Genomic DNA, 22,734 nt, shown 5'->3' with positions numbered 1-22,734 from the left:
AACGTGTAACATAATGAAAAAGAAAGGTGGATACATATGGACGAAAAACAAAAGAAACAATCATTCGATGAAGAATTCGCCCCTGAAATTTCACCTGGATATCGGCAAGATATACATAAGCCACCTAAATATAAAAACACTTCTTTTTTAATGGGCATTACCATTTTCGCAGCCGTATTACTTGTACTTATCATTTTCGTTTATTTTTAAGGAAAGGTGACATATTATATGAAGAAACAAGATTCAAATCGTTCAAAAAGAACTGTGAAAACACAAAAAGGATATGCAGGCGATTCTGTTCATACACTTAAACAAGTTGAGCAAGGAAACTTATACATTGCTCAAAAAGAACTTGGGCAACAAAATGAAAATCTTTAAAGTCCCTCTGCTTCTAGAGGGTTTTTTATTGTACATATTGTTTTTGTTCTAACACCATGAATAAATTATTAACCTTTACAATTTTCATGTCATAATTTAATTTCATTTCACTTCTCTTGCCATTTTCAATACCAGTAACGTACGCTACAGCATGATAGCGAAAACTCTCATCTGTCTCCTCACGTATCTCTTCGTTTGTAAATTTATACTCTAAATCCCGAAAACGGTTTGGGTAATAATTTTCTATTAACTGTTCATACCCTCTATTTACAAATATTTCTTCACCTTTTCGTTTCACATCTTCTTTATTATTAAACTCAAACACTGCTAGTTGCGCTGTCACAAAGTGTTCTCCTACATTTTTCTTTTCTTTATGAGTTAAAGTTTCTATACTTTTGTTCTTTAATTCCTTATTTAACTCGTAGCGATCTATCGGTTTAAAAGTGGCAAAAACCTCCTCTTTATATGACCAAAACAATCCAAAAGCGATACATAGAGAAATGATTAATATTCTTTTCTTCGTAATGCACCCCACCCTCCTCCATAATGATAGTTATATTTTAACATATAGAAAGAAAATTCTGATATCATAAGTGGAATAACCTACCTTTAACTTAGAAACGAGGAACAATTATGGACTCTTACAAACAATATATAAAAGAAGCTCTGCCCGGTCTTTCTATACATTCATATAAACAAAATGAAGAAGGTTGGGATAATATAGCGGTTATTATAAATGACGACCTACTCTTTCGTTTCCCTCGAAAACTTGAATATGCAAACCGAATTCCGTTAGAAAAAGAACTGTGCACAATTCTTTCTCATTCATTACAAGAAATTGCAGTCCCTAAGTATAAACTATTGTATAAGAATAATTGTAATACCGTTCCATTTTGTAGCTATTATCCTCTCATTCACGGTGAACCGTTAACAACTGAAATAGTTACCAAGCTAGAGAAAAAAGAATTGAAAGCAATCATTACACAATTAGCCACTTTCCTTGCGGCTTTACATAGTATTCCTTTAAAACGTACTGAAACGCTAGGGTTCCCTATCGAAAAAACACTTACCTACTGGAAAGAACTACAAACAAAATTAAATCAATATCTTACTAACAGTCTTACTTCATTACAGAAATCAGCCTTAAATCGTTTATTCGAAAATTTCTTTACCTGTATAACTAAATCTACCTTTCAAAATGCAATCATTCATGCTGACTTTACACATCATCACATTTTATTTAACAACCTGCACAAAAACATTTCAGGTGTTATCGATTTTGGAGATGCTCAAATTGGCGATCCCGCTTTTGATTTCGCTGGGCTATATTATGATTTCGGTCATGAGTTTACTACATCTGTATATGAACAATACAGTGCAGTTATTTCTCACCGCGATCCATTACTCATTCACCGCATCACTACCTTTTATCAATACAGCCCTTTACTACATAACCTTATTTATAACATTGAAACAAACAACGAAATAACATTAAAGAAGAATGAAGAACAGCTTAAAGCAATACTACAGGGACGAGATTAAATTCTCTCCCTATACTCTCTCTCCTCATACATCATTAACTTTTTATCCATTTCAACAATAACTTTATACAATTGAAACGCCTGTAAAATTTGCAGTTGAATTCCAAAAGGAGCATTCTGTTCTTTTAACCATTGAAATACTACCGTTTCATCTTTCATTGATTATTCCTCCCTTTATTAATCTGCTACTCATATACCGTAAATGATGAAAAGCTTTTCATGTCAATAATAAAAAGGATGCAAAATTGCATCCTTTAATGTACTATATTTTTCTTCTGCTTCGCTTCTTTCTTTACTTCTTCCCTTTGGCATTCACTACGAAACGCACAACTCATACACTCAGAACGAAAATGACGCTCTGTATAGTGCTCAGGTTGCTGCAACATTTCTTTCATTCTAAATAAATCATCCATTCCAGTTATAATATCTTCCTGCTTTGGAATGTACTCATACTTAGTTCCTTCTATTAAATTAATAACTTCAATTTTCCCTGGAAGAATCCCGAAAGCTTTATAACTGAATACTGTCATTAGCTTCTGACAAAGAGCAAGCATTTCCTCATCCGCATCGACAACATACTTTTTAATTACAAACGATTCAGTACTCCACTCACCAACTTCAAATGTCAATGACATGTGGACACCTAACTCTTCCATATATGTTTGAAACTTCTCATATAAAAATAACGGCGGTGCCTGACTATCATCCCTTTCAACAAACTGTAATAAGTGATCAGTTAGCTTCGCTAAAACAATATAGTACTCCGCCTTTGAAGCAAACATATTAATCCTTACTTTTTTCCAATACTTTTCTATTAATATTAAAAGTACAATTTTCGTTTGTTGGCCCGCAGGTAGCGTGTAATATTCATTAATAATTTGATTCACAATCATTTGCGCTATTTGTTGCCATTCAAATGAAGAAGGTTCTCTTCTTTTTATATGACGGAAATAAAATTTATGCGGACAACGCATAAAATCATACAAATGGTAATCTGTCATCGTTTTGATTGAGATTTTCTCATGCAATTGCTCTTCATCTCCCTTCTGCCATTAAGAAAGGTGTTTTACGAATTCAGCTCCAAACTGTAAACATTTTTCTACATCTTCATCTTCTGGCGTTAATTCTACTTTCAATCCTTCTAACACAACTGCCGCCCCGCGCTCCTGCAGCTTTTCTATTAAAATATCAACCGCTACCCCGTATTTCGGATAAGCCGAATCACAAGAACCGAATGCAGCTGCTTTTTTACCAGTTAAGTTAATAGAATCCATTGCATCATAAAAATCTAAAAAATCATCAGGAAGATCACCATCTCCCCAAGTATAAGCACCTAAAATAATCCCGTCATATTGCTCTAATATAGAAGCTTCTGGTGTATCCATAATATCAATTACTTCAATCTCATTTTCTGTTTCACGAATCGCACCCGCAATATGGTCAGCCATTTCCTCTGTATTTCCACTCATACTTGCAAAAATCATTACTAACTTACTCAACTGAACCTCTCCTTTTACCTTGTATCTCTTTTTCTGTTTGAAGTGTACTCTTCTCACCTACATATTCAGAACGAATTACATTTCGTTGCCATTCAATATGCTTATCAACATCTTTATTTTTTAATTCCCTTCGTAAAAGGTGAAATGTTTTTCTCATTAAGGTTCCTCATCTGTTTCATTGATAATAATTATCAAAGTCAATAACTATTTTTTTAAAAATAGTTAAAATGCACAAGCTTGTCCGTTAGCTATTCATATACTATAAATGAGCATAGTTCTTTCTCAGCCCTCTCTGACGGAAGAAATAAAAGCAACTGCAATAGAGTGCAGTTGCCTTTTTTTATGCTTTATCAGTTTCTAGTAGTCTTATAGTTGTCTCTAAAAATAGTTCCACTCCATTAATTAAAGCCGATTCATCCACATCAAATTTCGGATGATGATGTGGATAACAAGTATCAATATTTTTATTCCCTGTTCCTAATTTAATGAAACAACCAGGTGCTTTTCTTAAATACGCTGAAAAATCTTCTCCTCCCATAGAAGGTTCAAGATGCACAATACGCTGATTTCCGAACAATTTTATCGCACTTTTTTCTACTATTTTCGTAATGTACTCATTATTAACAACTGGATCATATCCGTAACGATACGTATATGTATAATCTCCCCCATGTGCTTCTGTAATTCCTTTTACAATTTGCTCAATTTTCTCTTTTGCTTCCTCTCTTAATGTTTGATTAAAAGATCGAACAGTTCCCATTAAAGCTGCTGTGTTTGGAATGATATTATCGGCCATCCCCCCATGAAATTGTGTAACTGACACTACTCTATGCATAAAAGCACTTGTATTTCTTGATACGATATGTTGTAAATTTGTAATAATTTGTGCTCCGATAGCAATAGGATCTATCGTTTCTTCTGGTCGTGCCGCGTGACCACCCTTTCCTAAAATTTCAATTGTAAATACGTCTGGTGCTGCCATCATAGGGCCATATACAATTCCTATCTTTCCACTTTCTAATCCAGACATAACGTGCAAACCTACTACATAATCGACGCCGTCCATAACACCTGCCTCCACCATTTCTTGTCCACCACCGGGATACACTTCCTCTGCGTGCTGAAAGAACAGACGGATTTCGCCTGCAAAATCTTCCTTCATATTTGCTAGCGTCTCTGCTGTACTTAATAAAATAGCTGCGTGAGCATCATGCCCGCATGCATGCATTATTCCTTTATGCACAGACGTATAAGGTTTCCTTGTCTCCTCTTGGATTGGTAAAGCATCTATATCAGCTCGAATCGCAACTACTTTCCCTTGTTGCCTTCCTCTTTTAATTGCTAGCACACTGTACTGCGTTGGTCTCGTTACTTCAAAAGAAGAAAATGAGCATAATGTTTCATATATAAATTGCGAAGTTTCTTTTTCATGAAACGATAATTCCGGATACTTATGGAAATGCCGTCTCCATTTAATGATATTTTCCTCTGAAATAAAACTCCTCCACTCTCTTTTCATAATAATTACCTCCTTTTAAAAGGCTCTATGCTCTATACCTTGAAAATGTACTAAGTACCCAGTGATTATTAACCCACTCCAATTCAGGAATAACAAAACAAATATTATATTTTCACGCCTTCCCACAATCCACTTTTATACATTCACACAATCCACTTCCTATTTACATGTCAAACCCATTACAAATTCATGCTGAATGTAATATAATTGCTAAGTTAGGGATTTTCTTTTTTAGTATTTAGTGCTAATATCAGAAAAGAGCCTTTTGACTTATTTTTACCTAAAATGTGGGATTTTGTTTTTTTCACAATAATGTAGGACATGATACCTACAAAGAGCTATTATTTCATTAAGCGAGGGAAAGACATGGAAAGATTAAAAGAGATATGGTCTCAACCACTCACACAATGGGTTGCAAAGACGGTTTATTACCTTGCAATTTTATTTGCATTACTTTGGTTGTATGGATTCCATGATACAAACACAAGTACATTTATTTACAATGAATTCTAGGGTGGGAACGTTATGAAGTTATTAGAACAAATTGAAAAGTGGGCTGTAGAAACGCCTGATCAAACCGCTTTTGTTTGGCGAGATGCGAAAATTACGTACAAACAATTAAAGGAAGATTCTGATGCGTTAGCACATTGGATTTCTTCTGAGTATCCAGATGATCGTTCACCAATTATGGTTTATGGCCATATGCAGCCTGAAATGATTATTAACTTTTTAGGATGTGTGAAAGCTGGGCATGCTTACATTCCTGTAGATTTATCTATTCCAGCTGATCGTGTACAACGTATTGCTGAAAGTTCTGGTGCGAAATTACTGTTATCAGGGGCTGAAGTAACGGTAACGGACTTACCAGTTCGCATTACAAGTGAAGATAACTTAAAAGATATTTTCTTTACTCATAAAGGGAATACTCCAAATCCTGAACATGCGGTAAAAGACGATGAGAACTTCTACATTATTTATACATCAGGAAGCACAGGTAATCCGAAAGGGGTTCAGATTACTTATAATTGCCTTGTTAGCTTTACAAAATGGGCTGTAGAAGATTTCAACTTACAAACAGGGCAAGTATTCTTAAACCAAGCACCTTTCTCATTCGATTTATCTGTGATGGATATTTACCCATCGTTAGTAACGGGTGGCACACTATGGGCAATCGATAAAGACATGATTGCACGTCCAAAAGACTTGTTTGCTTCTTTAGAGCAATCGGATATACAAGTATGGACTTCGACACCATCTTTCGCAGAAATGTGTTTAATGGAAGCCTCTTTCTCTGAAAGTATGCTACCAAACATGAAAACATTCTTATTCTGCGGTGAAGTGTTACCAAATGAAGTAGCTAGAAAATTAATTGAGCGTTTCCCGAAAGCAGCAATTATGAATACGTACGGTCCAACAGAAGCTACTGTCGCTGTAACAGGTATTCATGTTACAGAAGAAGTGCTTGATCAATACAAATCACTTCCAGTCGGCTACTGTAAATCAGACTGTCGCCTTCTTATTATGAAAGAAGATGGCACGATTGCACCCGATGGTGAAAAAGGTGAAATCGTAATTGTCGGTCCAAGCGTAAGCGTTGGCTATTTAGGAAGCCCTGAATTAACAGAAAAAGTATTTACCATGATTGATGGTGAGCGCGCCTATAAAACAGGCGATGCTGGCTATGTAGAAAATGGTCTTCTATTCTATAATGGTCGTCTTGATTTCCAAATTAAGCTTCATGGTTATCGAATGGAATTAGAAGAAATCGAACATCATCTTCGCGCGTGTTCTTACGTAGAAGGTGCAGTTGTTGTTCCAATTAAAAAAGGTGAAAAATATGATTACTTATTAGCGGTTGTTGTTCCTGGAGAGCATTCGTTTGAAAAAGAATTCAAATTAACATCTGCAATAAAAAAAGAACTCAATGAGCGATTACCAAACTACATGATTCCACGTAAATTCATGTATCAATCTTCTATTCCAATGACACCAAATGGAAAGGTAGATCGCAAAAAATTATTGAGTGAGGTTACAGCATGACCGCATATGGATCATTTTATTTTTTCGCTATAGTGGGCATTTTATTAATACCTACTATCATAGCTGGATTAAAAGGTAAAATGTTGCGTAAATATAATGCCGTTCTAACATTAGTAATGCTCGTTATTATCTTCTCTGATAAACCGAAGCAAGCAATGATGTTAGCAGCATTTATTATTTGGCAATACGCCCTTATTAAAGGCTATTTATTATTAAGAAAACAAAATAATAGTACATTTAGGTTTTATATGGCTGTTATTTTGTCGATTTTACCGCTTGTTTTAGCAAAAATTGCACCGTTTGTACCTGAGCTAAAGTTTGTTGTATTTCTAGGAATGTCCTATGTAACATTTAGAGCAGTACAAATGGTATTTGAAGTTCGTGATAACTTAATTAAAGAACTTTCCTTCTTTAATTTCTGGGAATTCGTTTTATTCTTCCCAGCTATCTCAACGGGACCTATCGATCGTTACCGCAGATTCCAAAAAGATATTCAAAAACCACCTAGTGCAGAAGAATATCAAAATTTACTATATACAGGGCTAAACCGTATTTTCCAAGGGTTCTTGTATAAATTTATTATTGCTTACTTAATAAAGCAATATTTTATGGATCCGGCATTTGCTCAGCAAGATACAATCCTATCAAATATGATTTACATGTATAGCTATAGCTTATATTTATTCTTTGACTTTGCTGGTTATAGCTCATTTGTAATTGGTGTAAGTTATATGATGGGAATTAAAACTCCAGAAAACTTTAATAAACCATTCATTAGTCGTAACATTAAAGACTTCTGGAACCGCTGGCATATGAGTTTATCATTCTGGTTCCGTGACTTTATTTACATGCGTTTCGTCTTTTTCGCAACGAAGAAAAAGCTAATTAAAAACCGTTACACAATTTCGTATATCGGTGCATTTTTAAACTTTTTCATCATGGGAATATGGCATATTACTGGTGAGCATGTGTATCAATACATTATTTATGGTCTTTATCACGCTGCCTTGTTTATCTTGTTCGATATTTTCGAACGAAAAAACAAGAAGCATAAGTTTTGGCCAAACAATAAATTTACGCACGTCCTTGCGATTGTAATTACGTTCCACGTTGTATGTTTCGGTTTCCTAATTTTCTCTGGACACCTTAACAGATACTTTTAATGCACCCTTCTTATACTATTAAGAAGTTGCACATATAATATATTTCGGATATAAAGGAGTTTTTAAAAATGGCAGAATTCAAAGAGCAAGTATTAGATATTTTAGAAGAAGTATGTGAAAACGATATTGTGAAAGAAAACTTAGATGTTCAATTATTTGAAGAAGGTATTCTTGATTCTTTCGCTGTAGTATCTTTATTAGTAGAATTCCAAGAGCGTTTAGAGATTGAAGTTTCTATTTCTGATTTTGACCGCGATGAGTGGGCTACACCAAATATGGTTATTAAAAAGTTAGAAGAAATCCGATGAACAAAGTAAAATTTGGTCCGATGCTTTTAGCATTGGCCCTTTTTGCTGTATTCTTACTTATTCCTACGCGCTTCCTACTCCCACTTTTAAGTGATGAGAAAGTAGAACAAGCTGCGACTTCTTTAAAAGAAGAAAAGATTCAAAGTATGATTTTACAGCAAAAAATGTTAGCAAACCCGAAATATCTTCCGATGTACGGTTCATCGGAATTCGCACGTATGGATGCTTTCCATCCATCGAATTATTTCAAAGTAAAGCCTGAAGGATTCACACCATTCCTACTTGGACGCGGCGGAACACAAGACCTTGTACATGTATTAAACTTCGCATCTACAATGGATCAATTGAAAGATAAGAAAATGATATTCGTTCTTTCTCCGCAATGGTTTGTACCACAAGGTATTGATGAGACACACTTTGCACCTAACTTTTCAAAACAACAAGGTTACCACTTCATTTTCAACGATGATTTAAAACCTGAAATGAAAAAGCAAATTGCAAAACGCTTATTAAACTTTGAGATTGTTAAAAAAGAAACTTTATTAAAAATTTCGCTTGAAGGTATCGCCTACGATGATACAAAGTATAAAGTAAAAGCACTTGCTGCTAAACCTTTCGCTTATATTTATCGTAACATTCTAGATCGTAAAGATTTATTTACAGTTATGTTTAATATTAAGCCGCATAAAGAAACGCTTGATCCATCATTGAAACAAATGAACTGGGAAGAAGCTCGTAAGCATGCTGATCAAACAGGTGCAGTAGAATCAGGATCTAACGAATATGGTATCGAAGATGATTACTTCAATAGCAAAATTAAGAAGAAATTAAAGCAACGTGAAGGTTACTTAAAAAATGATGCTTATGACCAATCACCAGAATATGAAGATTTACAAATTGTACTTGATTTATTAAAACAATCTGGCGCAAAACCTCTCTTCATTTCTGTTCCTGTAAAAGGTCCTTGGTATGATTACGCTGGCTTCCCGAAAGAAAAACGCGAATTATACTACAATAAAGTTCATGAGCAAATTGAGAAAGCTGGTTATCCAATTGCTGATTTCTCAAATCATGAATATGATAAGTACTTCTTAAAAGATCATATGCACTTAGGTTGGAAAGGCTGGGTTTACATCGACGAAGCTATCCAACAATTTTATAAAGCAAACTAACGAAAAGACCGCTTGAATTATTCAAGTGGTCTTTTTCTATATACATCTTGTAATTGTTCAATTACGTTCTCTGCTTCTTTCATGACACGTTTCACTACGTGCTGAGCTGATTCCGTTCGTGCTAATGATGATGCTTGTCCCGCCCAAAGCGACATATACTCTTCCTTATTTTGCTTCGCTGCTTCTTGACGTATTTTTGAAGTTAATACGTTTTGCACTGGATACATCGGTAAATTCTCTTCTCTTCCTTCATGTTTCTCTATAAATTCATTACGAATACCCCGTGCATATTTCCCGGAAAACGCACGGGTTACCGTTGTACTCGTATCTGTACTATGTAAAATCGCCTCTTTATACACGTCATGCGTAATACTTTCTTCACTCGTTAAAAAGGCTGATCCCATTTGAACAGCTTCTGCCCCTAACGCAAATGCCGCAACAAGCCCTTGCCCATTCATTACACCACCTGCTGCAACAATCGGGATATGAGGTACTTCCGCTACTAATTGCGGGATTAATGCAAATGTACCAATCATCGCATCTTGTTCTTTCCCAATAAACGTTCCTCTATGCCCTCCTGCCTCGCTACCTTGCCCGACGATAATATCTACCCCTAACTTAGCAAGTACTTTCGCTTCCGCTACATGGGTAGCTGTTCCAATAACTTTTATCCCTTCCTTTTTCAAATCATCTATTTCTTCTTTTTCTAACGTTTGAAATGCAAAACTAACGACTGGTACCTTTTCCTCTAATAATACTTGTAATTGTTCTTTATAGCTTTTTGGAAGTTTTAAAGTCTTTTCTTCCTCTATACCTAATTCTCTATTCACTCCACTAAGTAATACTTTCGCCTCGTTTACCTTCTCTTCTTCTATCTGTATCTCTTTCGTTAAAAGTAAATTAACACCGAAAGGCTTATTTGTTAGTTCCCTTATTTTATAAATCGCTTCACGGATTTGTTCTGGGCTCATATACCCTGCTCCAAGCGTACCTAATCCTCCGCTATTACTCACAGCTGCAACAAGTTCTGGCGTTGTAATCGCTCCTGCCATACCTGCTTGAATGATCGGATACTTAATTTGTAATATATCTATTACTCGACTTGTAAACATCATTTTCCCTCCTACTTTCCTTATACCTTCTTTAGATGACATGCTTTCCCCTTCTTTTACAAGGATTGAACCATCGCTACGCGAATATATTGAAAGAGAAGGAGGGAATACAATGATTTTTCCAAATGCATTAAAACAAGGTGATACAGTAATGATTATTGCACCGTCTGGCCCACCAACACTTGAGAATGTATTAAAAGGCGTGAAAGTATTAAAAGAGATGGGATTATCCGTAATAATTGGAAAGAGTGTTTATGAAAAATATGGATATTTAGCTGGAAGTGATCAAGTTCGTCTTGATGATGTACATGAAGCATTTACAAATACTGAGGTCAAAGCAGTCTTTTGCGTGAGAGGTGGTTACGGCAGCGCTCGTCTCCTCCCTCACATTCAATATGAAATCATTCAACAGAATCCAAAAATTTTTTGGGGATATAGTGATATTACAGCTTTACATACTGCTTTTTCACGTTATGCAAAGCTTGTAACCTTTCATGGTCCAATGATTGAAGAATTAGGAAAAGGTATAGATTCTCTCTCTTTATCTTCTTTCAATCAACTATTCCATCCGTATTCATCTATCTTATATGCATCAGAATGTATCGTACCTACCTCTCCATGTGCAGTTACGGGCACATTAGTTGGAGGGAATTTAACTGTGTTAACAAGTATAATCGGCTCGCCCTATGAGATAAATACAGCAAACAAACTTTTATTGCTTGAAGATATTGGTGAAGAACCGTACCGCATCGACCGAATGTTAAATCAACTACTTTTATCTGGACAGTTTAATGAATGCAATGGCGTTATTTTTACAAGTTGTCACGACTGCACCCCTTCTAAACCGTCCCAATCATTGCAAACAATATTATATGAATATTTCACGCCATATAATATACCTGTGTTATTCGGTTTACCGATTGGGCATATAAGTCCAAATATCGGTATTCCCCTCGGAGCTACAGCAACAATAAATACAAATAACAAAACTGTTTCTATTTCTTCTGGTATAGCCACTCCATGTTCAAATTAAAAAGGAAAAGCTACTAAGCTTTTCCTTTTACTTATAATAATTAAAGATTCGTCCTGATGCTATATCTGCTATTTCTTCTGGAATAAATGTTTTACTCATATCTGTTCCAACATTTAATACAGCTGTCGCATCTTTCTCGATGCTACCAAATAGTTCTTTTCCACGTATCGTAATAAGGGGCGTCCCTTCCGGCAACACATCTTTTACAAATTCCATTTGTGTAAAGAACGGAACGATCCATCTACCCTCTCCTTGGAAATGACGCAAACGAAGTGTTCCTTCTGTTGCCCCGTCCTCGGCTTCTAGTGAACCAGCAACATAAAACTCCGTTGATAAGAGCAATTCATAAAATTCCTTTTGTTTTTGTTTATCATCTCCTGCTAAAACGAGTACTTCTTCTATTTTCTTTACTGGAATTTGCTCCATATGATGACACCCCTATTTTCAAAATGATTATACTTAGATTATACGAAATATTCTTATTTTTTTCTACATAATTCTGCAATTATTTTATCGAAATAGTTTTTAATATTTCTTTCGTCGTCACAATAGCAGCAAATTCATCATGCAAGTTTACAAGCGTCATATTGTGAATATCCTCTGCACTATACTCTTTGCCATCTGGACCGATGCGGTTAAAAGTAGCTGTTGCGTCACTCACTACATATGTTTGAAATCCTAAATTTCCTGCCATCCTTGTTGTCGTCTCCACACAATGATTTGTCTTTAATCCTACAATCACTACAGTATTACATTTCTTCTCTCCTAATTGTTCCTCTAAATTTGTCCAAATGAACGCGCTATTAACAGATTTCTGAATAATCACCTCATCTGGCAGTGGTTTCACTTCTTCTTTAAAGTTCACCGTTTCCGCATATTGATAAAACATCGACTGAACATTTTCTTTATTTACATGTTGAATATGAAAAACTGGTAGTTTCCTTTTTCTCCATTCTTCTAACAAAATTTTCATATTTTCTTCCGCAAAAAGGTTATTCCTTGTGCCCCAGTACGGTAAGTTAAATGCTTCCTGTACATCAATGATTATAAGTGCTGCGTGATTAAGCATATTATCCTCCTAGTTAATTGGGCTGTAATTGAAACAGAAAACCAAGTTGCTGTGACGCAGTAATAAAACAAATATAGGCACAAAGCTCTACAATTTCTTTTTCAGTCCAATATTGTTTTAATACATGAAACATATTATCATCTATCGCCTTTTGGTCATGAACAAATGCATGTGCAAAAGTAACGGCTATGCTAATTTCTTCTATTTTTTGCACGTCATCTGGTCTTCCCTTTGCCATACAGTACGGACATTCATTCCCAAACGCTAATGTTCTTCTTACTTGCTCCTTTAACTCTTCGGAAAGGGTCCCTGTACTATACAGTGTATTCTCTAACGTACTCCACGAATTTAATATATCCGGATTATGCCCTAATAATTTTTGAAACTTTGTATCTCCTATATTTGATAAAGTAATTCTCTCCATTATTTCCCCTCCTATTCCCTTCTTTTTTATTGTAAAATAAATAAAGTTCACTTTACATTTCATATGAATCTTAATTTATAATTTTTCTTTACAAAAATTATCATTTTACTGGAGGTATATTTACAAATGCAATTAGACCGTGTTGATCGAAAAATTTTAAATGAATTATATAATGATAGTCGCCTTTCGATGCGCGAATTAGCAAAACGAGTAAACTTATCGGCTCCGTCTACTACAGAACGTGTTCGTAAACTTGAAAGTGAAGGAATTATTCAAAAATACACAATCGATATCGATTATAAAAAAGCAGGACTTGTTTTAGATTGTATTTTAGAAATCACTTTAAAAAATGGTGATACAACACGTATGCAACAGTTTATCCAGTCTTATCCATCTGCAAGTTTTTGTTACCGCGTAACAGGAAGCTTATGCTACATTGTAAAAATCTCTGTTCCTTCACTCGTTGAACTTGAAGAATTTATCAATGATGTTTCTTCATATGCAACGACAGTTTCTCATATCGTATTATCAGAAGTAGCTCTTACTCCGGACATTGAACATATCTTCCCAGAATATTAATTTATTTTTATTCACAAAAAGATGAAAAACCTCTTACAAAAAGAATAAAAATAATATATCATGTATTAAAATACATAAAGTTCGAGAAAGGGGCATTACATTGAAAATCTGGTTTTATGAAAAAACGGCACAATTAGATGACTTGCTTGGTATTTGGGACAATGTTCCGACCATCCCTCGAATTGGTGAAAAAGTTGAACTTCTAAAAACAGTTCGGATCGTTACAGATATTAAATACGTGAAAAACGGCAATAACTTCCGTGTAGAAATTATTACAAATTAAAAAGCAGCTCTCCTTTTCATACTGGAGAGCTACTTTTTCACGGCCTATAATCCGCCTTTTTTATAATAATCTTATCTTCTTCTACAGCTATTGTTACATACTCATTTTCTTCTAACTTGAGCTGGTTTACAGCCTCATCTGGCAGTTCCACCGCCATCAATCTATTCGTTAGTATAACTTGGCTATACATTTCATTTTCACGTGATGAATTCATCACTTTTTCTTCATTTATTAAGCGAATCGGTGGCACACCTACTTCTTTTACAGTACACCATTGTTTCCAAGTAAAAGGAATTAACCATAATAAACCGATAATCGCAAGACCAATGCCGATCCATAAATTACTTTGTGCTTGTAATTCAGTAATCGAGATTGCGTCACTTCCATCTCCACCTACAAATTGCATACTAGTTGCAATCAAATTATTTAGAGCATGCACAGCAATATTCGTCCATATATTTTTTGTCTTTATGTATAGAAGGCACATAATAACACCGAACATGAAAGCACCGATAACATCAAAATGTCCTAGTCCAAAAATAAGAGAGGATATAATAACCGCTCGTTTAATCCCCCATTTGTAAGCCATTCGCTGTAAGAAAAACCCTCTAAAAATAACCTCTTCCATTATTGGGGCTAATACACATGCTGAAATGAAAGTAAATATCGTCATGTATATGTTACTCGTATTAATTACATTGCCATCTTCTAACATGGTAACTAAGAAATTAGGTAAAGTATGTGCTAAAATATAAAATTGAATTTGGGATATACCGACTGAAAAAATCATTCCAACTATCGTTGCTAATACAATTAACCCCCAATGTAAACGTCCGGGCTTATCAAAAAAACTTTTAAAAACAACATTATTTTTACTTGTTTTCCAATATAGCCACAATAGTGGAAATACGAAAAATATTGATATTTGTGACAGGAACTCTATCGTATTGTCAGAAGCACCTGATAATCTTAATGGAATCATGGTCAGAAACATCCCTATAATCATCCATCCGAAAAAACTACGTAGCCTTATACGTGAAAATGCATATTGCATATTGAACACCTCCAGAGATGATATAAAGTGAAAATTTATTCAGTGTTTTATGGGTAACCCTTCTCCCACAAATGGCTGAATAACTAAATTATAATATGAATATAGTTGAAAATCTTCCTATTTTTCTCAGATATTTTCAAACAACATATCTCTTAAAATGATTTCATTGATATAATGTATCGCTATAATTGACATGGTATTTTTAAGTTCAGTCACTACAATTCAAGTAGTATAGGATTTAGCTGATCTATTTATCGGTGTTATAGCAGTCTTCAACTTAGTGACCGTTATATCCTTAAATAAATATGTATTCGCTGCATTTTATAAAGCAAAAAGAAGCTGAAAAAAACCCAATATTTTACGCTGACAACATGTTAGGAACGTGAAACGATTGAAGAAAGAACTGGTTAATAAAAATCCCCGTTAACACGGGGATTTTTTCTATTATAATACGTCACGTTTTTGGAATAATACACTTGATGCTACAAGTAATACAGCAAAGTATGCAACTACAAGTAATAATGAAGTTGTAAACGTAAATTCTGTAAATGGTGGTTCCATTTCACCGCTTACTAATTTATTGCTGTCGTAAACACTTAAATTTAAATGGAAAAACACCACAAATTTAGCTACACCTTTTGCAAACATCATTAGTACCATATTAATTGCTCCTTGTAAGAAAAATAGGAACATCGTAATAATTAATGGTAATACAGAATTTCTAAATACGTTTGCTATGAAAAATGCAAGTGTTGCAAAGAAAAATGGTGATAACAGCTGATATAAAATTGTTTTTGAAACAATTCCTAACGTTAATTCGGTTTTACTACCGTCCATTACAATTACGCCAATAATCATGGCAATTAACGTACTAGCAAATACGATAAATAACATCGTTAATAACACCGTAATATATTTAGAAAATAAAACTGTAATTCGTTTTCTTGGACGAATTAATAATTGTTTAATCGTTCCTTTTTGGAATTCATCTGTAATTGTACGGGAGGCTGTTGTAATTCCAAAAATCGTTGCGAATACCATAATTAAGCCCATATCTAAACTTACAAACTCTAAGTAAGATCCACTTAAACTACCAGCGTCACCCCATTTTACCATTACTACTGCTCCTAAAATCTCCAATAAAGCAATTACACCGATTAATATATACATACCTTTTTTCGCATGTAACTTCAAAAATTCGTTTTGAATTAATTTAAACATTACGCTTTCACTCCCCCAGTAATCGCTAAGAACTCATCCTCTAACGTTTTATTTTGAACGGTGACCCCGTACACAAGCACATCATCATGCACAAGTTTTTTTACAAGTTGTGGGATTTCCTCTTTCATTACAGATACTACAATTACATTTCCTTGCGCCTTACCTTTAATGATTTCATTCGCTTTCTGAACTTCATCTACTTCAAACGCTACAACTACTGTCTCATCATGTTTCGCTTGTTCATGTAAGTTGTACTCTTGTACAAACTCACCTTGTTTAATAATAACAACGCGATCACACATTAATTCAATTTCGCTTAATAAGTGACTTGATACGATCACTGCAATATTTTCTTCTTTCGCTAATCGCTGCAAATAATCACGAATTTGACGAATACCAGCTGGATCTAATCCATTTGTCGGTTCATCTAAAATTAAGATTTTCGGCTGATGAAGTAATGCCTGTGCGATTCCTAAACGTTGTTTCATACCAAGTGAATATGTTTTCACCTTTTTATGAATGGCATGCTCTAATTCAACAAGCTTTACAATTTCAGCGATGCGCTCTTTACTAATTGGGGTAATTGCCATGTTTGCAAAATGCTTTAAGTTTTGCATACCAGTCATATAATCATATAGTTCCGGATTTTCTACAATTGCTCCAATTTGCTCTAATGCTTTTTCACGTTCTGTACGAATACTATGACCACAAATTGTAATATCGCCCTCTGTCATTGATATAAGACCTGTCATCATACGAATCGTCGTCGTCTTACCACTACCGTTTGGTCCAAGGAACCCGTATACTTCTCCTTCTTGAACCTCAAATGATAAGCCCCGAATAATTTCTGTCTTACCAATCTTTTTTCGAACATTTTCTAATTTCACTACTACGTTTCCCAATGCTGATTCCTCCTTTAGACTTCTAGTTTTTTATCGATTATGCGACCTGTAACTACTAGTAATATAATTGTTAATAAACAATTAAAACATAGATTTAAAACTGTGATCTCTGTACCAGAATAGAATGATGTATTTAAAAAACCATCTTGATCTATAAATCCAATATTATTTATAGCAAATACGTACTTTTCTATTTGCTGAAAAATATACGTTATTCCCCCATTAAATGCGATAAAAACGACGAATAAAACTACGCAAACAATCTTGTTCATCGATGATTTCACATTGAATAGTTTTACAATTACTATAATTAAATAAATAGAAACTAGCATATTAATAAAATCTAGTCCCCATAAGAAAATAGATAACATATGATGTAATATTCCATAATCATATAAACTGTGGATTGCTTGCTGAACACCTAAATCTGTTTTTCCATTGTAAATATTTAAAGAAAAATAGTATAGAAAAATGATTCCTATTCCTAGCAAAATCATAAAGAGCAGTACACAAAATAAAACATTTGCACATATATACTTTTGTGCTGAAATAGAAGTATAACGTAGCATAGAGTTTTTTAGCATTTTTCGAAAAGACGATATACCTGTTAGAAGAATTGCAAATCCATTTATACTTAGTACGATAAAAAATATAATAATGATTATATCTTGCCTACCTGAAATTCTAACTCCTGAAACTCCTTTCATATTAAATAAAAGAATTAATGAAACTGTAATAAATCCGAAGTAAATAATGGCTATCTTTCTCTTATTACAATTATACAGATAACGAAAAAGCTGACTCATTTCCCATAGGCCTCCTTAAACAGCTCATGTACTGCTTTGCCCTTTTGAAATCGTAGTTCTTCCACATTTTCATGCAATATTATTTCTCCATCTTTCAAAAAGATTACTTCATCAAATATATTTTCGATTTCTCTTATTAAATGAGTCGATATAAGCAGCGTACAATCTTCACGATAAAATTTAAGGATTAGCTCAAGTACGTGTTCTCTAGAAACAAGATCAATCCCGCCAAGTGGTTCATCTAATACATATAACTTCGCTTTTCGAGAAAACGTTAAAATAATTTGCAGCTTTTCAACCATACCTTTTGATAATGCTGTAATTTTTTCTTCTAATGGTATTTTAAATTCCGCAATCGTATCTACTGCTTTTTGAATATCAAAGTCTTTATAAAAATCTCTATAAAAGAATAATGCATCTTTTACAGTCATCCAATCATCAAAGACTGGCTTATCAGACATAAATGAAACGATTTCTTTCGTCTCTAACCCTATTTTTTTACCGTTAATTGATATGCTACCTTCTGAAGGATGTTGCAAGCCTGCGATCATTTTCAATAACGTCGTTTTTCCGCTCCCATTATCTCCAACAAGCCCAACGATTTTTCCTTCTGTAATCTCTATGTTTAATTCCCGGATTACTGCTTTCAATCCGTATCGCTTCCATAGATTTTCTATTTTTAATAGCTCTGTCATTCGTTCTCCTCCCTTTTCTTATTTAATGAAGAACGAAGAATTGAAAGAATTTCTTCTTCTGAAAAACCTAAATTGTCCATTCCATCTATAAAAGAATGAAGTAATTCTTTCGCCATATCTTTTCGCAACTCCATAATTTTCTCCCCTTCATTCGTTACATATCGCCCCATTCCTCTACGTGTTACAACAACTCCATCCCGTTCTAGCTCTTGAAATGTACGTTGAATCGTATTTGGATTTACTTGCAATTCACTCGCTAATTCACGTACGGAGGGAATTTTATCACCAGACAATAAATGTCCTGTTACAATTTCCTTTTTTATGTATTCCATTACTTGAATGTAAATTGGTGTGTTTGGAGAAAATTCGATTTTCATTTCTCCCCTCCTGTCTTAGTGTGTTAGTTAAATAGTACACTAAGACAAATTATATGTAAATACTTAAAACAAAAATGTAATAAAAAGGCAGTGTAACTTTTCGTTACACTGCCTTCCTGTAATAAAATACAAGTAAATCTATTCTAATTATAGTCTCAATCGTTTGAACTCACATATAACCTTATGCGAAATTTATTTTACTTTTACTTGAGTTAGCACAGATTTAAACGTATTAATAACTGTATCTACTTCTTCATAACTAATTGTAAGGGATGGTTCAATACGAATTGTTTTTGAGTTAATTAATGTTCCCGCAACAAGAATACCTTGATCAAACATCGCCTTTGACACTTCATAACCAATCTCATCTTTATGGAATTCAATCCCAATCATTAAACCTTGACCACGAATTTCAAAGATTTTATCTTCTTGCCCTTCTGCTGCTTGTTTCAATCCATTTAAGAAATACTCCCCAACTTCCATAGCTCGTTCCGGTAATTTCTCTTCCAATAATACATGGATTGTTGCAATTGCAGCAGCACATGCAAGAGGATTTCCTCCAAATGTTGTTGTATGCATAAATGGATTTTCAAACCAACTTTTGAATACTGTTTCTTTCGCAACAATAGCGCCCGCTGGCATTACACCTCCACCAAACGCCTTCGCAAGACAAATAATATCCGGTACTACATCATATAATTCTGCAGCAAACATTTTTCCTGTACGGCCCATTCCAGTTTGTACTTCATCAAAAATAAGGAGTGATCCAAACTCATCACAAAGCTCTCGTACTTGTTTCAAATAATTTTCTGGAGGTAAAATAATACCGCCCTCTCCTTGAATTGGTTCTAAAATAACTGCTGCAACATCTTCTCCTACTAATGCACATGTCTCAAATGTTTTTCTCATCATCTCAATATCGCCAAATGGAACGTGGCGAAAACCCGGAATCAATGGTAAGAATGGCTTACGGAACATTCCTTTTGCCGTTCCGGATAAGGAACCAAGACTCTTACCATGGAAGGCACGAGTTGTAGCAATGAAAGTTGTTCGTTCACTATACATTTTTGCTAGTTTTAATGCTGCCTCAACGCTTTCTGTTCCACTATTTGTAAAGAAGGAGTATTTCAAATCACCAGGTGTAATATCCGCTAAAATCTTTGCAAGAATCGCTCGAAGTGGATCAAGTAAATCCTGACTGTGCAATGCTTGACGCTTTAATTGATCTGTCACAGCTTTTACTACTTTCGGATTACGGTGACCAACATTGTAAATTCCGAATCCACCTAAACAGTCAATGTATTTCTTACCATTAATATCCATAAAACAAGATCCTTCATCTGACCATTCTACTGCTGCAAATTGTCCATCTTTTGTTACTGTTTTTCTATAAGCAAGAAAACCAGGGTTTACATGCTCTCTAAATCCATCTACTGTTTCTTTTTGAATCCAGTTCGCCTCTTCTTCAGTAACCTTTTCTTTTTCAATTAACTGTAGTACTTTCGTAATATACTCATTTACATTTGAATCTTTCTCATTCAATTTATTTTTCACGTTCGTTTCCATCTAATTCACCTCTACATTTTTTTTATTTGCAAACCACCCAATAGGTTCTACTTCTAGATTTATATTAATCTGCTTAGTTTCTTGAAATTCTTCTAAACCAAACGTTCCTAGGCTACGTCCAATACCACTTTGCTTATATCCGCCCCAAGGCGCCTCATTGTATGTTGGATGATAACTATTAATCCACGTAATTCCTGCACGAAGTTTACGAATCACACGCATTGCTTTTGCACCATCAACTGTAAATACCCCTCCAGCCAAGCCATAGTCTGTACCGTTTGCCAACTCAATTGCTTCCTGTTCGTCTTTAAACTTTTGAATTACTACAACAGGACCGAATATTTCTTCCTGGACAATGCGCATATCAGGTTTTACATTGACAAAGACTGTTGGTTCAATAAAGAAACCATCACCTTTTCCATCCTCCATTATTCGTCTACCTCCGCAAGCAACATTTGCACCTTCGTCTTTCCCAATTTCAATATAACGTAATACTTTTTCCATATGTTCTTGACTTACAAGTGGCCCCATTTCGGATTCTGGATTATCACCAGGCCCAACGTTAATTTGCTGTGCTCGCTCTACAAAACTATTAATAAATTTATCATAAATATTTTCTTCTACAAGGATTCTTGATCCTGCTGAACATACTTGTCCGCTACCTGCATAAATACCAAATAGGGCATAATCAATAGCGGTCTCAAAATCTGCATCTGCAAAAATAATATTTGGAGATTTCCCTCCAAGTTCTAACGAAATCTTTTTCATATTATCTGCCGCTGTTCTCATAATGTGCTTACCTGTTTTTGTTCCACCTGTAAAGGAAATCATATCCACTTTATTACTCGCTGCAATTTCATTTCCTACTATTGGACCGGCCCCCATTACCATATTGGCAACACCTTTTGGTAGCCCTACTTTTTCAAGGATTTCGAATAGCTTTGTTGCAGTGATTGGTGTCACTTCAGAAGGTTTAAACACAATTGTATTTCCAGCTGCTAAAGCAGGCGCAATTTTCCATACACTCATCAATAGCGGATAATTCCATGGAACAATTAATCCACAAACACCAACTGGCTCTCTTACAACCATCGCTTGCATCGGATCGGCTACATGATATGTTTGACCATCTGGCTTTGTAATCAATCCGGCATAATAGCGAAAACAAGCCGCTGCATCTCCAATATCTCCTTCTGCCTCACGGTACGTTTTTCCATTATCCATTGTTTCAAGGTATACTAATTCTTCCATATTTTTATCAATTTCATCTGCTATTTTAAATAAATATGATGCCCTTTCAGCAGTGGATGTTTCTGACCAAATTCCACTATCGAAAGCCGATTTTGCCACTTCTATCGCGTATTTTGCATCCTCAATCGTTCCCTCAGGTGCATATGCTATACCCTTGCCGTTCGCAGGGTTAATAATCGTTCTTTTCTCTTGATTACTAGACTCTATCCATTCACCGTTTATATGCATTTTTAAATCTAGCACTATATTGAAACCCCCTTTATCGATCGTTTATATATTTATAAGCAAATTTCGTGCCAATATTTAAAATTCAAAGGAATCATACATAAAGTGAAACTTTAATCAGTGGGGGTTTTGTTCATCCCCCACTGATTATCAGCCCTCACCAATCGGGCGTTTACGGACAGCCCGACTCCCACCTAACTTCTTTGCTCCACCTGAATTTTGAGGTGGGAGTTTTACTGCCCACAAATAGCGGGATAAACTGACTATTTTCTTAAAAACAACAAACAATTTATGCATTTTCGCATACACTATTCCATTTTGCATAAAGTGAAACTTTAATCAGTGGGGGTTTTGTTCATCCCCCACTGATTATCAGCCCTCACCAATCGGGCGTTTACGGGCAGCCCGACTCCCACCTAACTTCTTTGCTCCACCTGAATTTTGAGGTGGGAGTTTTACTGCCCACAAATAGCGGAATAAAACGGAACGTTAATCATTTCCTCTACCGTCTTCACGA

At 34.9% G+C, this 22,734-nt stretch carries 29 protein-coding genes; 11 read left to right on the top strand and 18 right to left on the bottom strand.

Translation table 11 applies throughout. The features are described 5' to 3' along the window. Positions 1–36 precede the first annotated feature (36 nt). Together FT637_RS07780 and FT637_RS07775 are read left to right on the top strand one after the other, a co-directional pair. Positions 37–210, top strand: a complete 174-nt coding sequence (locus FT637_RS07780; RefSeq protein ID WP_193645795.1) for a 2-isopropylmalate synthase — start codon at positions 37–39, stop codon at positions 208–210. Positions 211–228: 18 nt separating this feature from the next. Then, positions 229–378, top strand: a complete 150-nt coding sequence (locus tag FT637_RS07775; RefSeq protein WP_000743742.1) for a hypothetical protein — start codon at positions 229–231, stop codon at positions 376–378. Positions 379–403: 25 nt separating this feature from the next. On the opposite strand, the gene FT637_RS07770 is transcribed toward FT637_RS07775, so the two are convergent. Next, on the bottom strand, positions 404–913 hold the full coding sequence (locus tag FT637_RS07770) for a hypothetical protein (protein ID WP_002135146.1): 510 nt from the start codon (positions 911–913) through the stop codon (positions 404–406). A 98-nt stretch (positions 914–1,011) separates the two neighbouring features. Here FT637_RS07770 and FT637_RS07765 point away from each other — a divergent pair, with 98 nt between their 5' ends. Beyond that, positions 1,012–1,920: an aminoglycoside phosphotransferase family protein gene (locus FT637_RS07765; protein WP_193645794.1), complete on the top strand. Its 909-nt coding sequence runs from the start codon at positions 1,012–1,014 to the stop codon at positions 1,918–1,920. On the opposite strand, the gene FT637_RS07760 is transcribed toward FT637_RS07765, so the two are convergent. The 5 genes from FT637_RS07760 to FT637_RS07740 all read right to left on the bottom strand — a co-directional run bounded on the left by FT637_RS07760 (position 1,917) and on the right by FT637_RS07740 (position 4,937). Beyond that, positions 1,917–2,078: a hypothetical protein gene (locus tag FT637_RS07760; RefSeq protein ID WP_002135143.1), complete on the bottom strand. Its 162-nt coding sequence runs from the start codon at positions 2,076–2,078 to the stop codon at positions 1,917–1,919. The genes FT637_RS07765 and FT637_RS07760 overlap by 4 nt on opposite strands. A gap of 95 nt (positions 2,079–2,173) precedes the next feature. Next, positions 2,174–2,947, bottom strand: a complete 774-nt coding sequence (locus tag FT637_RS07755; protein ID WP_002086758.1) for a hypothetical protein — start codon at positions 2,945–2,947, stop codon at positions 2,174–2,176. Positions 2,948–2,971: 24 nt separating this feature from the next. Beyond that, complete coding sequence (locus FT637_RS07750; RefSeq protein WP_002086759.1) at positions 2,972–3,418, bottom strand: flavodoxin; 447 nt, start codon at positions 3,416–3,418, stop codon at positions 2,972–2,974. After that, on the bottom strand, positions 3,411–3,575 hold the full coding sequence (locus FT637_RS07745; protein ID WP_002086761.1) for a hypothetical protein: 165 nt from the start codon (positions 3,573–3,575) through the stop codon (positions 3,411–3,413). The genes FT637_RS07750 and FT637_RS07745 overlap by 8 nt, the downstream gene beginning before the upstream one ends. Positions 3,576–3,758: 183 nt before the next feature. Continuing rightward, a complete protein-coding gene (locus FT637_RS07740) occupies positions 3,759–4,937 on the bottom strand; it encodes an amidohydrolase (RefSeq protein WP_193645793.1) in 1,179 nt (392 codons plus the stop codon). Positions 4,938–5,303: 366 nt separating this feature from the next. On the opposite strand from FT637_RS07740, the gene FT637_RS07735 reads away from it, so the two are divergent. From FT637_RS07735 to dltD, 5 genes are all read left to right on the top strand, one after another. Then, the gene (locus FT637_RS07735) at positions 5,304–5,450 is read left to right on the top strand and encodes a teichoic acid D-Ala incorporation-associated protein DltX (protein WP_002011626.1); all 147 of its coding nucleotides are present in this window, start codon (positions 5,304–5,306) and stop codon (positions 5,448–5,450) included. Positions 5,451–5,462: 12 nt separating this feature from the next. After that, a complete protein-coding gene (dltA, locus tag FT637_RS07730; RefSeq protein WP_193645792.1) occupies positions 5,463–6,977 on the top strand; it encodes a D-alanine--poly(phosphoribitol) ligase subunit DltA in 1,515 nt (504 codons plus the stop codon). Continuing rightward, complete coding sequence (gene dltB / locus FT637_RS07725) at positions 6,974–8,140, top strand: D-alanyl-lipoteichoic acid biosynthesis protein DltB (RefSeq protein WP_193645791.1); 1,167 nt, start codon at positions 6,974–6,976, stop codon at positions 8,138–8,140. Before dltA ends, dltB begins: the two co-directional genes overlap by 4 nt. 68 nt (positions 8,141–8,208) lie before the next feature. Beyond that, on the top strand, positions 8,209–8,448 hold the full coding sequence (gene dltC / locus FT637_RS07720) for a D-alanine--poly(phosphoribitol) ligase subunit DltC (RefSeq protein ID WP_002011622.1): 240 nt from the start codon (positions 8,209–8,211) through the stop codon (positions 8,446–8,448). Continuing rightward, positions 8,445–9,620, top strand: coding sequence for a D-alanyl-lipoteichoic acid biosynthesis protein DltD (dltD, locus tag FT637_RS07715; protein ID WP_193645790.1), 1,176 nt, complete (start codon positions 8,445–8,447; stop codon positions 9,618–9,620). Before dltC ends, dltD begins: the two co-directional genes overlap by 4 nt. Positions 9,621–9,637: 17 nt before the next feature. Here dltD and FT637_RS07710 read toward each other — a convergent pair whose 3' ends face one another. Beyond that, a complete protein-coding gene (locus FT637_RS07710; protein ID WP_193645789.1) occupies positions 9,638–10,774 on the bottom strand; it encodes an NAD(P)H-dependent flavin oxidoreductase in 1,137 nt (378 codons plus the stop codon). Positions 10,775–10,844: 70 nt separating this feature from the next. Here FT637_RS07710 and FT637_RS07705 point away from each other — a divergent pair, with 70 nt between their 5' ends. Further along, complete coding sequence (locus tag FT637_RS07705; RefSeq protein ID WP_193645788.1) at positions 10,845–11,765, top strand: S66 peptidase family protein; 921 nt, start codon at positions 10,845–10,847, stop codon at positions 11,763–11,765. A 27-nt stretch (positions 11,766–11,792) separates the two neighbouring features. Here FT637_RS07705 and FT637_RS07700 read toward each other — a convergent pair whose 3' ends face one another. From FT637_RS07700 to FT637_RS07690, 3 genes are all read right to left on the bottom strand, one after another. Next, positions 11,793–12,191, bottom strand: coding sequence for an SseB family protein (locus FT637_RS07700; RefSeq protein WP_193645787.1), 399 nt, complete (start codon positions 12,189–12,191; stop codon positions 11,793–11,795). 79 nt (positions 12,192–12,270) lie between these two features. Further along, positions 12,271–12,834 carry a cysteine hydrolase family protein gene (locus FT637_RS07695; RefSeq protein ID WP_193645786.1) on the bottom strand — a complete coding sequence of 188 codons (564 nt, stop codon included), beginning with the start codon at positions 12,832–12,834 and terminating at the stop codon, positions 12,271–12,273. Positions 12,835–12,847: 13 nt separating this feature from the next. Beyond that, positions 12,848–13,321 carry a carboxymuconolactone decarboxylase family protein gene (locus FT637_RS07690; RefSeq protein WP_193645785.1) on the bottom strand — a complete coding sequence of 158 codons (474 nt, stop codon included), beginning with the start codon at positions 13,319–13,321 and terminating at the stop codon, positions 12,848–12,850. Positions 13,322–13,384: 63 nt separating this feature from the next. Here FT637_RS07690 and FT637_RS07685 point away from each other — a divergent pair, with 63 nt between their 5' ends. Together FT637_RS07685 and FT637_RS07680 are read left to right on the top strand one after the other, a co-directional pair. Next, positions 13,385–13,837, top strand: coding sequence for an Lrp/AsnC family transcriptional regulator (locus FT637_RS07685; RefSeq protein ID WP_193645784.1), 453 nt, complete (start codon positions 13,385–13,387; stop codon positions 13,835–13,837). Between the two features lie 100 nt (positions 13,838–13,937). Continuing rightward, positions 13,938–14,120, top strand: a complete 183-nt coding sequence (locus tag FT637_RS07680; protein ID WP_000707108.1) for a DUF3913 family protein — start codon at positions 13,938–13,940, stop codon at positions 14,118–14,120. 37 nt (positions 14,121–14,157) lie between these two features. Here the strand turns inward: FT637_RS07680 and FT637_RS07675 are convergent, their stop codons facing one another. From FT637_RS07675 to FT637_RS07640, 8 genes are all read right to left on the bottom strand, one after another. Continuing rightward, positions 14,158–15,174 carry a type II CAAX prenyl endopeptidase Rce1 family protein gene (locus FT637_RS07675; RefSeq protein ID WP_193645783.1) on the bottom strand — a complete coding sequence of 339 codons (1,017 nt, stop codon included), beginning with the start codon at positions 15,172–15,174 and terminating at the stop codon, positions 14,158–14,160. Positions 15,175–15,618: 444 nt separating this feature from the next. Further along, positions 15,619–16,395 (bottom strand): ABC transporter permease, encoded by a 777-nt coding sequence (locus FT637_RS07670; protein ID WP_193645782.1) that lies wholly within the window; start codon positions 16,393–16,395, stop codon positions 15,619–15,621. Beyond that, entirely contained in the window at positions 16,395–17,297 is a 903-nt protein-coding gene (locus FT637_RS07665) for an ABC transporter ATP-binding protein (protein WP_193645781.1), read from the bottom strand. Before FT637_RS07665 ends, FT637_RS07670 begins: the two co-directional genes overlap by 1 nt. A gap of 14 nt (positions 17,298–17,311) precedes the next feature. Beyond that, the gene (locus FT637_RS07660) at positions 17,312–18,103 is read right to left on the bottom strand and encodes an ABC transporter permease (protein WP_193645780.1); all 792 of its coding nucleotides are present in this window, start codon (positions 18,101–18,103) and stop codon (positions 17,312–17,314) included. Further along, entirely contained in the window at positions 18,100–18,798 is a 699-nt protein-coding gene (locus FT637_RS07655) for an ABC transporter ATP-binding protein (RefSeq protein ID WP_193645779.1), read from the bottom strand. The genes FT637_RS07660 and FT637_RS07655 overlap by 4 nt, the downstream gene beginning before the upstream one ends. After that, a complete protein-coding gene (locus FT637_RS07650) occupies positions 18,795–19,175 on the bottom strand; it encodes a GntR family transcriptional regulator (RefSeq protein WP_193645778.1) in 381 nt (126 codons plus the stop codon). The genes FT637_RS07655 and FT637_RS07650 overlap by 4 nt, the downstream gene beginning before the upstream one ends. Before the next feature lie 192 nt (positions 19,176–19,367). After that, complete coding sequence (locus tag FT637_RS07645; RefSeq protein WP_193645777.1) at positions 19,368–20,741, bottom strand: putrescine aminotransferase; 1,374 nt, start codon at positions 20,739–20,741, stop codon at positions 19,368–19,370. Next, positions 20,742–22,235, bottom strand: coding sequence for an aldehyde dehydrogenase family protein (locus FT637_RS07640; RefSeq protein WP_193645776.1), 1,494 nt, complete (start codon positions 22,233–22,235; stop codon positions 20,742–20,744). Between the last annotated feature and the right edge of the window lie 499 nt (positions 22,236–22,734).

The organism is Bacillus cereus (assembly GCF_015071065.1).
GTDB lineage: Bacteria > Bacillota > Bacilli > Bacillales > Bacillaceae_G > Bacillus_A > Bacillus_A cereus_BA.
This window is presented reverse-complemented; position numbering and strand designations above follow the sequence as displayed.

Bases quoted from the DNA above. Each gene is read 5' to 3' on its own strand.
- FT637_RS07780 (WP_193645795.1), top strand. From the start codon at position 37: ATGGACGAAAAACAAAAGAAACAATCATTCGATGAAGAATTCGCCCCT.
- FT637_RS07775 (WP_000743742.1), top strand. From the start codon at position 229: ATGAAGAAACAAGATTCAAATCGTTCAAAAAGAACTGTGAAAACACAA.
- FT637_RS07765 (WP_193645794.1), top strand. From the start codon at position 1,012: ATGGACTCTTACAAACAATATATAAAAGAAGCTCTGCCCGGTCTTTCT.
- FT637_RS07760 (WP_002135143.1), bottom strand. From the start codon at position 2,078: ATGAAAGATGAAACGGTAGTATTTCAATGGTTAAAAGAACAGAATGCT.
- FT637_RS07745 (WP_002086761.1), bottom strand. From the start codon at position 3,575: ATGAGAAAAACATTTCACCTTTTACGAAGGGAATTAAAAAATAAAGAT.
- FT637_RS07740 (WP_193645793.1), bottom strand. From the start codon at position 4,937: ATGAAAAGAGAGTGGAGGAGTTTTATTTCAGAGGAAAATATCATTAAA.
- FT637_RS07735 (WP_002011626.1), top strand. From the start codon at position 5,304: ATGGAAAGATTAAAAGAGATATGGTCTCAACCACTCACACAATGGGTT.
- dltA (WP_193645792.1), top strand. From the start codon at position 5,463: ATGAAGTTATTAGAACAAATTGAAAAGTGGGCTGTAGAAACGCCTGAT.
- dltB (WP_193645791.1), top strand. From the start codon at position 6,974: ATGACCGCATATGGATCATTTTATTTTTTCGCTATAGTGGGCATTTTA.
- dltC (WP_002011622.1), top strand. From the start codon at position 8,209: ATGGCAGAATTCAAAGAGCAAGTATTAGATATTTTAGAAGAAGTATGT.
- dltD (WP_193645790.1), top strand. From the start codon at position 8,445: ATGAACAAAGTAAAATTTGGTCCGATGCTTTTAGCATTGGCCCTTTTT.
- FT637_RS07710 (WP_193645789.1), bottom strand. From the start codon at position 10,774: ATGTCATCTAAAGAAGGTATAAGGAAAGTAGGAGGGAAAATGATGTTT.
- FT637_RS07705 (WP_193645788.1), top strand. From the start codon at position 10,845: ATGATTTTTCCAAATGCATTAAAACAAGGTGATACAGTAATGATTATT.
- FT637_RS07700 (WP_193645787.1), bottom strand. From the start codon at position 12,191: ATGGAGCAAATTCCAGTAAAGAAAATAGAAGAAGTACTCGTTTTAGCA.
- FT637_RS07695 (WP_193645786.1), bottom strand. From the start codon at position 12,834: ATGCTTAATCACGCAGCACTTATAATCATTGATGTACAGGAAGCATTT.
- FT637_RS07690 (WP_193645785.1), bottom strand. From the start codon at position 13,321: ATGAAATGTAAAGTGAACTTTATTTATTTTACAATAAAAAAGAAGGGA.
- FT637_RS07685 (WP_193645784.1), top strand. From the start codon at position 13,385: ATGCAATTAGACCGTGTTGATCGAAAAATTTTAAATGAATTATATAAT.
- FT637_RS07675 (WP_193645783.1), bottom strand. From the start codon at position 15,174: ATGCAATATGCATTTTCACGTATAAGGCTACGTAGTTTTTTCGGATGG.
- FT637_RS07670 (WP_193645782.1), bottom strand. From the start codon at position 16,395: ATGTTTAAATTAATTCAAAACGAATTTTTGAAGTTACATGCGAAAAAA.
- FT637_RS07660 (WP_193645780.1), bottom strand. From the start codon at position 18,103: ATGAGTCAGCTTTTTCGTTATCTGTATAATTGTAATAAGAGAAAGATA.
- FT637_RS07655 (WP_193645779.1), bottom strand. From the start codon at position 18,798: ATGACAGAGCTATTAAAAATAGAAAATCTATGGAAGCGATACGGATTG.
- FT637_RS07650 (WP_193645778.1), bottom strand. From the start codon at position 19,175: ATGAAAATCGAATTTTCTCCAAACACACCAATTTACATTCAAGTAATG.
- FT637_RS07645 (WP_193645777.1), bottom strand. From the start codon at position 20,741: ATGGAAACGAACGTGAAAAATAAATTGAATGAGAAAGATTCAAATGTA.